At 36.5% G+C, this 12,880-nt stretch carries 14 protein-coding genes and 1 pseudogene; all 15 read right to left on the bottom strand.

What is annotated here, in order from left to right; translation table 11 throughout:
• The coding region (locus EG2_RS17545) for a glucosaminidase domain-containing protein (RefSeq protein ID WP_169793144.1) at positions 1-424 on the bottom strand (424 nt) is incomplete at its 3' end.
• 7 nt (positions 425-431) lie between these two features.
• Positions 432-2,642 (bottom strand): CD3337/EF1877 family mobilome membrane protein, encoded by a 2,211-nt coding sequence (locus tag EG2_RS17540; RefSeq protein ID WP_060815612.1) that lies wholly within the window; start codon positions 2,640-2,642, stop codon positions 432-434.
• A 15-nt stretch (positions 2,643-2,657) separates the two neighbouring features.
• The gene (locus tag EG2_RS17535; RefSeq protein ID WP_082709600.1) at positions 2,658-5,186 is read right to left on the bottom strand and encodes an ATP-binding protein; all 2,529 of its coding nucleotides are present in this window, start codon (positions 5,184-5,186) and stop codon (positions 2,658-2,660) included.
• A 51-nt stretch (positions 5,187-5,237) separates the two neighbouring features.
• Positions 5,238-5,648 (bottom strand): TcpE family conjugal transfer membrane protein, encoded by a 411-nt coding sequence (locus tag EG2_RS17530; protein WP_060815610.1) that lies wholly within the window; start codon positions 5,646-5,648, stop codon positions 5,238-5,240.
• 12 nt (positions 5,649-5,660) lie between these two features.
• The gene (locus EG2_RS17525) at positions 5,661-5,879 is read right to left on the bottom strand and encodes a TcpD family membrane protein (protein WP_002312989.1); all 219 of its coding nucleotides are present in this window, start codon (positions 5,877-5,879) and stop codon (positions 5,661-5,663) included.
• A pseudogene (locus EG2_RS19850) lies at positions 5,876-6,511 on the bottom strand (conjugal transfer protein); the annotation flags it as partial. The gene EG2_RS17525 and the pseudogene EG2_RS19850, both read right to left, overlap by 4 nt.
• 45 nt (positions 6,512-6,556) lie before the next feature.
• Complete coding sequence (locus EG2_RS19845) at positions 6,557-6,868, bottom strand: hypothetical protein (protein ID WP_249024320.1); 312 nt, start codon at positions 6,866-6,868, stop codon at positions 6,557-6,559.
• Between the two features lie 78 nt (positions 6,869-6,946).
• Positions 6,947-7,870 (bottom strand): LPXTG cell wall anchor domain-containing protein, encoded by a 924-nt coding sequence (locus tag EG2_RS17515; RefSeq protein ID WP_060815609.1) that lies wholly within the window; start codon positions 7,868-7,870, stop codon positions 6,947-6,949.
• A gap of 18 nt (positions 7,871-7,888) precedes the next feature.
• Positions 7,889-8,233, bottom strand: coding sequence for a hypothetical protein (locus tag EG2_RS17510; protein WP_060815607.1), 345 nt, complete (start codon positions 8,231-8,233; stop codon positions 7,889-7,891).
• Between the two features lie 19 nt (positions 8,234-8,252).
• Positions 8,253-8,810 carry a hypothetical protein gene (locus tag EG2_RS17505; RefSeq protein ID WP_060815605.1) on the bottom strand — a complete coding sequence of 186 codons (558 nt, stop codon included), beginning with the start codon at positions 8,808-8,810 and terminating at the stop codon, positions 8,253-8,255.
• 79 nt (positions 8,811-8,889) lie between these two features.
• Positions 8,890-9,390 (bottom strand): hypothetical protein, encoded by a 501-nt coding sequence (locus tag EG2_RS17500; protein WP_002312979.1) that lies wholly within the window; start codon positions 9,388-9,390, stop codon positions 8,890-8,892.
• Positions 9,391-9,936, bottom strand: a complete 546-nt coding sequence (locus tag EG2_RS17495) for a hypothetical protein (RefSeq protein WP_060815603.1) — start codon at positions 9,934-9,936, stop codon at positions 9,391-9,393. It abuts the gene before it with no gap.
• Positions 9,933-11,189, bottom strand: coding sequence for a replication initiation factor domain-containing protein (locus tag EG2_RS17490; protein ID WP_060815602.1), 1,257 nt, complete (start codon positions 11,187-11,189; stop codon positions 9,933-9,935). The genes EG2_RS17495 and EG2_RS17490 overlap by 4 nt, the downstream gene beginning before the upstream one ends.
• 361 nt (positions 11,190-11,550) lie before the next feature.
• The gene (locus EG2_RS17485; protein WP_060815600.1) at positions 11,551-11,865 is read right to left on the bottom strand and encodes a hypothetical protein; all 315 of its coding nucleotides are present in this window, start codon (positions 11,863-11,865) and stop codon (positions 11,551-11,553) included.
• A gap of 21 nt (positions 11,866-11,886) precedes the next feature.
• On the bottom strand, positions 11,887-12,880 hold a 994-nt coding region (locus EG2_RS19265; protein WP_060815599.1), incomplete at its 5' end, for an FtsK/SpoIIIE domain-containing protein.

Here is a 12,880-nt window from a genome sequence, read left to right as displayed (position 1 = left end):
AACAAGCTTTTAGGTTCGGAAACTTCATATAGAAGCCACCTTCAGAACCACCAATTCCACGTGCAGAACCTTGTGGGTAGGGACAACCAGGAAACCAGGTAATCCCAAAAAAGTTCGTATCGTTTCTTCCAGATTGTGACTGTCCATAAGCCGATTCATAGCCTAATTGAGAAAGAATCACACTCGGTAATAACTGATACTTTACAGCTGCACCGACTGCTGCTTGCGCATGTTCATCTGTGATCGGACCACGTCCTTTAATCTCTGAAAAAATCGGTAATCCTTCGGTATATTCCCCATTAAAAGAGACAGCTAGACCTGTAGCTTCTCCTCCATCCTCGGAAAGTTCTCCTGAAAAAAAGAATGGCAATAAAAAAAAGGGAAGAATAAAGAAAAGAAGACAACCTAGACACCCTTTCTTCATTTCTTCCTCATCCTTTCTTCGATAATGGTTTTTGGACTGTTCGTCCTTTTGGTAAAGTAAAATCGGTTCCTGGTTTTGCGTCCAAAATCGGCAGTGTTTTAGGATCCTTTTCTATTTTTTCCGATTGCTCTGTTGGCTTATCTAAAGAAGAAAATGCAGGTTGTAACGATTTTGGTGCGGAAATCGACGGTTTACTTTCAGACGAACGTTGCCCCGGTTGTTGCACAGAACGATTTCCTGATAGAGTGGCTACCGACGAATTAGGAACAGAGTATTGATTCAATAACTGCTGCATTGCTGGATAACGCCCATTTTTCGCCTGATTTTTCACTTGGCGAATCTGTAGTGAAAGAGAACCAGCAGCTGTTAATTGTGGCACGGGTACTTTTCCAGAAGGCAACGGAATCGATTGACCAACAAAAGCCGTTCCTTTTGTTAACAATGGTTTTCTTTGATTATTCCCTTGTTGCTTACTCAATTGTGCCAATGATTGTACCTGCTGTTTTGGTTCTACTGAAGTCATGGACGAATTTGGAATCAAACCACTTGAAAGACCAGAATTCTGCTCTGTCTTCGGTTTGGTAGAAGTCTTTTCAGGGGCTACCCCATGATAACGAACGTGACGACCACTATAAGGCAAGGATTGATTTGAACGCCCACCTAGTTCAAACGGATTAATCACTTGACCAGCTTTTGCCGGTTCTTGTGGTGTTCGTTTTTGTTGAAACTTTTGAAATCCATGTATCGCTGCAGAAGCGAGTGGATTCGTTGCTCGATACACATTCCCTGCTAATCCTGCACCTTTGATTGCCAAATTTTGCCCAGCACTTGAAAGTTGTCCAGGCAGTTGTTTCATTTGAGATAAAGAATGACTTGCTATGTTTTTCGTGTTGTTTATAGTTTGATCTGCAGCGCCTAACCCTAGTTTCTTTAATAAATCTTTCCGTTTTACAATGAGTAAAATTGATAGGAGTGCTTTAACAAACATATTTCCTAAAAAACCAAAAACAGTATTCATTGGAATTAAATCGTCTACTATGTTATAGATCAAAAATGCCACCAAAATAATCACACTATAAAAAGATTTTTGAAACATCAAGCCCAAAAAGGACTTTAAGGTATTCATGAGCATATAATCAAATACTGGAACAAAAGAAGCGAGTAATGAAAAAGGAATCACAAGTAATAAACACAATACCAACATTTGAAAGATAAAACGAATCATGCCAATCACTACAAGTGGTAATCCAATACTTAGATTAAGCAATGGCACCATAGAACCAACGACTGCTTTATAAACAGCTTTAGTTGGTTGAATATAGACACGATAAGTCTTCTTTTTCCCTCTATCTTCTCCTGCAGCAGTGGTCACTTTTGTCTCAATATCAGATAATTCTTCACTTGACGCTTCCTTGGCTAGAAATTCTTGTGGTTCAATCTCTGCTTGATACAATTCTTCTATATTTGTTGTCCCATAATTTAACAATAGATACGGATCAACAACAGCCGCTTTATAATAAAGTTGGCGCACTTTTTGAATGGCTTCCTTTTGTGTCGTTGGCACTAAAACACCATTGACATCTTTTGTCGCCAATTCATCTAGACTATTTGTAGCAGAAAAAATAAAGCCTTCTACCTCCACGGACAAATCATTTAACCCTTTGGTAAAAGCTTCTCCTTTACTAGGTACGTTACTACCATAGCCAAACCAAACCATTGAAAAAATGACAACGAAGAGAAATCGAATAAACACCATTTTTGCGTAATGTTTCCCTCTAAATATACGAAGAGTAAATAGATATAACACATACAAGACGACAATCCCCACACCAATAGGATCGTATATTTTCGAATAAATAGTATCCGAAAAAGTGAAAAACTGGTGAATTAACTCGTTCATTGCAGCTCCTTCATAGAGCTTCTCAATGACAAAATCAAGTCCTTGCCAAATCAATTTACTTAAACTAAAGAACATATTCGTCATCATTTTTAGAAAATCTGTGCCATTTGCCCCAAATAACATTTTGCCTAATGAAAATTCACTATCAGATAAATAAGAAGAAAAGGTATCAATATGAAATTTCCCAATCTCATAGATCGATTGATCCACCTGCTTTTCTGCCGCATACACCAATCCACCAACAAAAAGCAGTCCGAATCCAATCGTTAAAAAAAGCAAAACGCACCATTTCTTTTCCTTATGCCTTATATCAGCCATTGTTTCACCTCATTTCTATTGCATGATTAACGTATCCTGTTCTTCTACTTGAGAGTGACTTGTTTTTTCCGTTGTTTGTAATGCAGCGGTCATTTCTTCAAACAAACTGTGTACATTGAGTTTTCCTACACGTCCATAGGGATCTAACATCCAACACTGTCCTTTAATCATATGGCTCATTTCAGATAAGTTCGCCTCATTTACTTCCAAACGTAAATGAGTCAAAATCTTTTCTCGCTCACTGTCTTCATCAAAAGCGAAGACAACACCAAAATTCCCTTTTTCTTTATCTGAACCTAAGTCGCCAATAAATTGTGTATCTAACACTAATTGATTCATCTGTGAACGCCCCACACGCGCCATTGCTGCAATAATACTACGTCCTGCGTTCGAATTATTAAATACCCATGCTTCTGTAAAATAAATCGCTGTTTTCTTACTACTATCTCGTTTTCCAAACATTTCACAAAAACGACCTAAACTAATCATCAAACACAAAGACTTTCGATCCGCATCTGTATATAGTTCTGGTCGGACATTGTCATTTGGTAATTTCAAATCTTGGATCTCTAAAATCGTTGTTTTGGCATTAAAGTCTAATCCCGGGTTTTCTCCATAAGAAAATCCTAAACGTAAAATCGAATCTTCTACCGTCAAGCGTAAAAACTCACCATATTCTCGAACCTCTTTTTGTTCCATTTGTTCTAAATACTCGACCACATGCATCAAGCCAACTTGTTGTCCGGCTTCTTTTTGAACTAAAACTTCTTGGATTCCCTTTAATACCGCCCCTTTTAAAAGGTGATTGGTACCTAACGGACTTAACTCATCAATCATATCCTGGGCTACTTGTTTCGCATCTACTCGGGATAAACAAACAATTGGATCTAATACGCCATAATTACGGGGATTTGTAGCATCTAACGTGACATAACTCATTTTTTGCAAATGTTCTACAAACAAAGGGTAATGTTTCTGATAATAAGGGTCTTGAATGAGTTTCGTAAACCATTTGCGCTTTTCTCCTTTGGGATCCACAAATAAACTTTGTACATTCATAAACGAACTATACAAAAAGAGCAAGCCAACTAAAAAGGTCTTCCCTTTACCGGTTTTTCCAGTTACTGCTACATGAGGCGCATCAAACAACGCACCTTTGATTCCTTCCGCAATGGCTAGAAGATTCAAAAAGACAAAACGATTTGACGCATAAATTAATTCTTCTAATGGTGTTTTTTCTCCTCGAGAACCACCATCCCCTAATGTATCTTGCCGACCAATATACCAGCCGGATTCCATACCTAATTCTGATACTGCTGAAAACAACCATTCGCCAACTGCTTCTACAGTTGTTCGGTGCTTCCAATGTAACTGCCGTCCCAATGGTTGCCCTAATAAACATTTATAAAACAATTCTCGTTGATCATTTTTTGCACGGTGGATATGGATAATCGTATGAAGTTGTTGAATAACCGTTGCACTATTTTGACGAACTTCTTCAACCGTTTGACCGTATACAATAAAACATGCGATCCAATCGACGACAGGTTGCCCATTATCTACTCGTTGCTTTAAATGTTTTACTAATCCTCGAACAGTTAATAAGCGTTCACTAGGTTCTTCATCATTTTGAACCAATTCCTTATGCTCTGTTTTGAACCGTTCCGATAGCCAATTCAGTTTTAAACCAATACCTCCCTGTCCTTTCAAGCGTGGATAGTGAATTTTCATTCGCAATTCTGCTGGGAAAGAAAGATCCTGAGCAAATTGAAATAGATCACAATTTCTCATATTTTCAGGTGTTTCCCCAATAGGCAACAATGCTAAATAACTAGTCCCTAACTCATCTTCTAATTGAAGAAGGCCTTTATGTTCCTTCGGTATACGTACATACGTTCCTTGATTGTCTTTCAGTACTTCCCAATTATTTTGTTCTTCTATTTTGTGAGCCATTCCTCGAATATATTGCAGACGATTGAGATACAACAGCTCTTTTTTAACTAATGGACGAATAGAAAAACTATAAAGTAATTGTGTTACTTCTTTTACATAAGGATCACTTTCAGAAAATAATATTTCCAAATCATCTACTTCTAATCCAAATAAACGTGCTAAACTTCCTGCCACATCTAACCAGATTAGATTTAGTACATCATGAAAGCTCTCCACCGTTGCTTTTTCTTTGACTTTGATTCCTAAAATAAATGAAGGACGATAGACTTGTCCTTCTCGTTCCAACAATGTCACTGTTTCTTTTGCATAATACGTACCAATTGCTTGACTATCGGGAGAAAATCCCTTTCCTAATGTGTCAAACTTCGTCCGTAAATTCATTGTTCGTGGATACATCACCAACTCCACATCTTCATAATCTGCTAAAAGTAACAGTAAACGAGCCATCATTTCTTTTATTTCCTGTGTCTTTTTTGGTGTGTTTTTTGAAATTGTTCGTGGAAAAACATGATAGTAGGCCCAGATACAATCCTCTCCATTTAACAAACAATTTTTCTTGAATGCTTTTACTGGTTCTTTTACAAGCACCAATAAGTTTCACCTCCCAATAAAAAAGGGACAACCAATTGATTGTCCCTTTTTCTAATCCTCTAAATAAACATACTTATTCACAAAAAGTAATTCTTCCAACGCATTGTTTGATACCTTATCCCAGTTATAATACACACAATCACCATTCATCATACGAATCATATAACAAAACCAATCCCATAAATAAAAATGCACTTTTTTTCCATCAGGTTTTAGTTTTGCCAGTGCTAACACACATAAATAGGGAAGTCCTATATAAAAAACAACTCCTGCTGGTGGAAAAAAAGAAATGACCCAACTAATAAACGAACGTAAAAATAAATATTCAAAGATTGCAACCAACAAAAAGGTTGCTGCATTGACTAATGCAACTGGAAATGGAAGACGCCAATTGCTTGTAATCTGTTGTACGCGATAAGGTTCCGCATAAACAATCGAATAATCATAAGGTTCCCAATCCACTTCACTATCCTCCTAATCCATAAATAATTTTTCAATGATTTTACCAAACGCATCAAATACACGCGTTGGATCATTTAAGAAGAAATAGACTGCGGCACCTGCTGCGATAGATATTAATGCATTTCCTACTTTTGATTTCATAAAGTTTCGCAATCCCAGATAAACAACCACCATTATTAAAAAATAGCCACCTTGCGTTAATATAAAATCTACAATTCCCTTCAGTGTCATTTCCGTTCTTCTCCTTTCCTATCCAACCAATTATGTGTTAATTTTTCAACATAATATTGATTTGTTTTTTTCGTAATAACAAGCATCATTTGTTCTTTTTGTAAAAGTGACGTATCACCATCTCGAAAGACGACCGTTGCTTTTACAATAAAAGGTTTTTTCGTTTCTTTATAACGCAATACTTTCATCTCTACTTGATCAACTTTAGCTGTCTGATTGAGTCCTTCAGGTTCTTTCATCATGTATGACATATCTTTTGCATTGTTTTTCGCATACTTATCTAAGAAATCTTCCACAAATCCTTCCACACCATTCGCTTCCGACGCATCTACTGTTTCATATAACGTGTCATCATAAGTAATCATCTGTTGTTTTTCTGTATTCTTTGGTAGTGCCGTAAAATAAGGATAAGCAATAATACGACAGCCCTTGTTTGAAACAGAAAAGGGAAGATTAAGTACTTGTGTGATTGTTACACTTGTTTCCTTCTTACTTTCTGAATCCATCGAGCGAATATCATAAGTAACTTTATAACTAGCTGTTGGAATGGTTTCAATTTCTTTTAATCCAATAAACGAAGCAGCAGTTAATTTTCGAACACTTGAAACACTTCCTAGTTCTTGAATAAAGTTTTGTGCATAAAACTCTTTTTTTAATGTTTCTTGACGTTGTTGTTCTTATTCCTGATTATCGAATGTATTCATATACAAAGCAACAAAACGATTCATAAAGGATTCAATTTCTGGTGTATACGTTAATTCTGACCGACTTTGTACTTCTTTCTTTTGTAATTGTTGGATTTCATCTTTCAAAAACGACACTTGAACCTTCGTTTTCATGGATTGAAAAAATGCCAAGCCCCCTGAAAAACAAAGAAATAAAACCAAACACCAAATCCATTTCACTGCTTTTTTTGAATGGATTTTCTTTTGCTTCGGTACTTTCTCTGTATAAACTTTTTCTTTGCGCCGTAGTTGTCGTTTTTTCATAAGCTACTCCTTCTAGTATGTTTTTACTAGTACGTACGATTGACAACGATAAGCTTGTTTTTCTGAAAAATAGTCCATTCAATTACCCTCATTTTCTATTCCTTTTCTCTTTCTTTTATATCCAACAAATCCAGCAATACTTGTCAACACTCCTCCTAGAACAGAAAGTGCAACATGTATTTCTTCACCAGTCTTTGGTAAGACTTTTGTTTTTCCATCTGCTGTTTTGATTTCAATATTGCCACTTGGAAGTTTCTTTACAGGAATCGACAAATCCTTTACCAAATTCCCTTCACTATCTTGGATTAATGGAATACCATCTTTTACACCAACAATTGTTTGACCACCTTCTACTTTTAATGGGGTGGTTGGTGTTGGAATATGGGTCAATTCCTCTACATTACTAGTGACAATCGGTACACTCATTCCTTGAGAAGTATTCGTCGTAATTTCACCGCTTGGGGTTACCGATACTGTGACTTCTTTTGCTGGAACAACAGGTTTATTTTCTTTTGTAATTGATTCTGATTTTTCAGTTACTTTTTCAACAGGTTGATTCGGTTCTTCTTTTGGTTCTTCGCTGGTAGACGACATCGTTGGCTGTTCCATACTTGACGAATCGGTATTCTTTTCAGAAGAACTGGTTGTTCCTGATTGTTCTGGAGTTGTGACTATACTTGAATCCGTTGTTGTTGAACTATGCACACCTTCTTCTTCGATCGAATCAGTCGGTAAAGTTGATTCAGGAAACTCTGGTTCTGGTGCCACTGGCTCTTTTTCAGGTTTCTCTGACTGCAATTGTTCAGGTTCTGCTGGTTTTTCCGTTGTTCCTCCATTTAGCTCTGTCTCAACATCTGGTAATCCTTCCCCTGGCAATGTTTCTACAATTTCTGACTTAGGTGTTTCTACAGTTTCATCTGCATAAACCAATGAACTCCCTAATTGAAACGAAAATAATGAAATTCCTAGTGTTGTTACGACTGCTAATGTTGTTTTTTTCATGATTATTCCTCCAATTTTTTATGCAATTCGTGTTTTGTTCATAGACGCCGCACTAATATTATCTGAACGATAAAAGAACTCCCGTCCGTTTTCTTCTAACCCAACATATGGATTATTTTTGAATAATTGAATCAATAGTTCACTGGTGTTGTATTTTGGATAGTTTGCAAAAAAATAATACTGTGCTTGTCGCCCATCCGAAAATTCAACAAGTAATTCATAACGATACCGCTTCAATCCTTTTCGTTGTTTTAAAGGATCTCTATACCAACTTGTCCATCGTTCCATTCGTGGATAGAGATAGACACGATACACATAGAACAATGCCATACCACATACCACCATAAATAATAATCGCCACATAAAAATTCCCCCTTTTCTTCTACCTTTCTTGAATCATCGAACATTCATACCCTCTATAGAGATTTGAAAAATCCATCATCAATTGTTCATATAAACGTTGTTGCAAATAGCGATTGTTTCGAATACATAATTCTTCATAGCCATCAATCACTTGATCTTCTTTTTCATAGCATCTTGTAGCTCTATGACGCTCAGCTTGCATGACATAACCAAACTCTGCACCATATCGTTCTACTGTTAATAACTGTTGACTACGCAATAATGCAATATAACAATCACAAAAATGTTCAACCGACATTTGATTTTTCTCACGTTTGTGAAATAGGTATTCTTTAGAAAGCACATTATTCGTTAAACAATCTGATAAATAGCGATAATCTGGCGGTCGGTTATTTTCATCTGTGAATTTTTCCCATAATAATCTGATTTTTATTCGTTCAGCGGCTAGATAGTCTTGTTCGCGTGGATAAAATTCATCAATCGCACAAAGTTTTTTTATCACCTGAATAAACAAATCCATATAATGCGAAACGAACTCTTCCTTTTCAATTGGCTCTCCTAAAAATTCCAGTGACATACCATCTTCTCCTTCCTAAAAAAATAAAAAAGCAGAAACCGATTTGGCTTCTACTTTTCTTTCCTTTTATAGCTCTTTTTTACGGAAGAATCCGCAAATGACATTTTTTCAAAAAATCAATCGGCACAAGTTCACGAAAACTTGGAGCAATTTTGGATAGAATCACTTCCCCATCTTGTAAAATACAATCATAAAAATCATCAGTTACTTGATACTTACGCTTCTTACAATAATTGATAAAATAGTAGCGATCATTTTCTATTTCCATTCGTTGTTCTACTAAGCGCATACGAACATCATCATAGAAATAAGCCACAAATCGCCCTTCAAGTTCACGTTTTTCAATGGGATACTCTTCTGGTAACAATCTATTTTTTCGTCGTTTATACATTGCTGGATACCTTAGAAGCAGTTCATCTAAACGTCTGTCAGTATATGGTAACTGACGAATCAACGATTCTAATCGTTCTTTATACAGATAGAATAATTGGCGCAAGCAATAGTGTACCGCCTCTGGATTTTCTAATACTGTTGGATCACGTGACCAATACGCACCAACATAAATCATAATTTTTTTCATTTAGACAATCACACCAGCAATACTAATGACCGATCCACAATAGGTAGAACAAGTGGCATAGCGACCAATTTCCTCTAATTCTATCTCAATCTCTTCTAAAGAAAGATATGTCTGTTCTTCTGTTGGCTGGCGACTCATTTCCCAAGTGACAGTCGCCAATGAAATTTCTTCCATAAGAGGTTTTTCGCTGCTAAGTGCTGCCACACAGTTTTCGTATATCTTCATTTTATCGCAGCCTTTTTTAACCGCTAAAATCGCAGGTATTGGCAATGAAAATCGATAAAAGCGAATGAATTCTAGCCTTCCTTTCCTTCGGCTAAATTCCAACTCTTCGAGTTCTTGTTCGTATCCCTTACGAACTTCTAATAAGCGTGCAATTTCTTGCCAGTTCTCTTTTTCCTGATAACGTCCAGCTTTTACCGCTTGTTCAATATAAGGAACTCGAAAACGAAAATAAGACAAATCAACCATCTTTTCATTTAATGCTTCGATTGCAGCCTTTAAATCCAACAGGCGCAGCCATTTTGTTGTCGTATATGCATTCATGCAATTTTCCCTCCTGACGTTCCCATCCATTCTAGATAGTTTTGTTGCTCGTCATTTAGTTCGGCATTATCAATCCCTTCTTGTACAAAGTCTCTTCCTAAAATACGATCTGCTTCTTGTAACAACTTTAATGTCGGAGCTACTTGTTTCAAAAACCAGCGTTCTGAACGATCTAATGAGAATTTTTCTGGCTTTACTGTAAAATCCAATTCTTCCATCGAACGAAATAATTTTGCCCATCGTTCGTCCACAATCCGTGCATCACTTTCCAGTCGATCCCAAACAATAAGTTTTGCATTAATTAAACCAACGCCAATCTCTCCTAAACGTTTCGGTGAATCACCTAAAATAAATGCTTCTACTGCTTGTGTTGCTTTCTCATTGGCTAGCCGTAACTCATATCGATTATAAATACCATATTTCGTTAATGCTTCTAATTCTGAAATTTTTTCTCGGTTCGCAATTTCAAAACGTTTCTCATAAAAATTAAAAAAGAGAGGACTCTTTCGCGATCCAAAATACAAAGATAATCCTTCACTTCGAAAATAGCCATCATCTAAAAAACAACCGCCGATATTCTGGAATCTCTTAAAGTCCATTTCTAATAAACCTGCTTTTTGTTTTTCTAGTAATTCAAAGAGATCGAAATGTTCTTCCGTTTCCAATCCCCAAAGTTCATCTAACGCAATATCGAATCGACTACATTGCACACGTGTATAACCAGCTTCTAACTTTCCTTGATTTTTCCAAATAGAATATAGCCATGTTCGCCAATCTGTTTGTTGTTCACGCATGACTTCCTCATATTCCCGGCAACCTTGTCCTGAAAATTGCACAAGTACATTTTCTGTTACGGTTCGTTTTGAATGCCAGAACACCCAGATATTCCCACGAACAGAAAGACAGTCAAAAAGATACAAGCCCGTTGGACGTGTTTCAAATTCTGTCAGATCCATTCGTAATACACGTTGAATCACTGTTTTGTAGTCTGTCCCAAAAAAGGAAAGACGCAAATAATCAATCATTGCTCGAAGATCTATTCCGCTTTTCATATACAATCGAAATCGCTCCTTGATTCGTTGTTCAAAATCCTCTGGGATTTTCTTTTTTCCTTGTTCCATCTTCTTTATATAATCTACCGAGCATCCCAATAACTGTGCAAAACGTTTTTGAGAGAGTAACTTTTTCTCTCCACCTGAAGTGTAAATAGAACTCAATTTTTTTCGATAATTTCGCAATTCAATCGGTGTCATATTCTACCTCCTTTATAAAATAACAAATCTTGATTTTTTTAATCTGCTAGAAATCCCGATATAACAGGTGGTACCCCCTAATTTTTCTAAAAAGGGATACTCCTTCTAACCTTAGCTAAAGCCTTGATATAACTGATTTAAATACACTTTTTTATTTGTGTTATGTTATTTCTGCCCCCCATATTATATATCGGGGGGCTTTACACAAAGAGGCCGTGCGCAAGCGCACGACCTCTTTGTGGCACACATGCCAAGCATGTGCTGCCACGACTGGTCTCGGTGGCTTCGCCGACACAAGCCGCGGCAGCACATACTCGGACAATGTGTTCTCCCATAGTACCTATGAAAGCCACCCCGATATCTAAATCAATGAATCTTCTTTTTCTTGTAATTCTTTATACTGTTCAGGAGCAAAACACTGTAAAATTGCTAAATGTAGCTGTAAGTTTTCTTCTTTGCATAATCGATATACCTGACGAAAACGCAATATATCCTCTTTTGTCAAAACGATCTGATTTCTCGTAACAAATAATGTCTCGCGCTCAATTCGTCGGAAAACATAAGTACCTTTTGTATAGTATTCTACTTTGTTAATCCACTCGTATAATCTTCGAACCGCAAAATCGGGTGAAATTTCACCCGCAGCTGAAGAAACACGATACAAAACTTCACCCATACTTCACCACTTCCTTCTAAATTATAAAAGTGTATAACTTTCCCCATCTATCCCATTTGTTTTCTTATTTCCTTTTAACGATTGCGCTTGACGAACAATTTGTTCTTCAGAACTAGTAAACGCCTCTTCTTTCAGTACAGAAAAATCTTGCACAATCATTGTGTCAAATTTCTTAAATTCCTCAATAAAGTGATAGTCTTTGTAAACAAATGGCGCAAAGAACTCTACAGGTACATCAAATCCTGGAAAAGCATACCCACGACCAGGTTGATCTTTGTTATAGAATGGCTTATTTTTAAAATCTTCACCAAAAGTCATTAAATAGCCAATCGGAGATAATCGACCAACAGAAATACGGAACGTTAAATTATCTCGAACACCACTTGGAAAATATTCCGCATCTGGTCGTTGCATCGCTAAAATAACGTACATGCCTGCTTGACGACCTTTTAATACTAATGGTTGAATCAATTTATCGACTTTATTTCTTGTTTCCATATCCAACGAACCATAAAAAGCTGCCCATTCATCAAAAAAGATAAAATGCGGTGGTAACCCATAGTAAGCATAATTTTTCCCTGGTTCATATTTAGGATCTTTCATGGTTTTCATATAGGCATACCGTTGATTCATTTCTTTTAATGCATTTCGTAAACAAATAATCATTTCTTCATTTGTTTTGTAAAACACATGTCCTTTGAATACATCGACATCACCTAATGCTGCTAAATCTGCCGCTTTTCCATCGCAAATATCTACTGTCCCAACACTTAAACAAGCTTGAATTAAAGAATACAATAAATAGGTTTTCCCACCACCGATTGCACCAGCAATCAACATATTTGGTGATTGATCATATACCCAATCCAAAGTTTTCATTAAATGAATACGTCCATTTTCTGCTATACATTGATCAATAGGAATCCGACCAGAATCTGAAAGAAATACATAATTGATTCGGGCTTTTTCTCGTTCTTCACGAATTAAATCACGCAAAAATACTTCAGATAACAAA

The sequence above is a fragment of the Enterococcus gallinarum NBRC 100675 genome (genome assembly GCF_001544275.1).
Taxonomy (GTDB): domain Bacteria; phylum Bacillota; class Bacilli; order Lactobacillales; family Enterococcaceae; genus Enterococcus_D; species Enterococcus_D gallinarum.
This window is presented reverse-complemented; position numbering and strand designations above follow the sequence as displayed.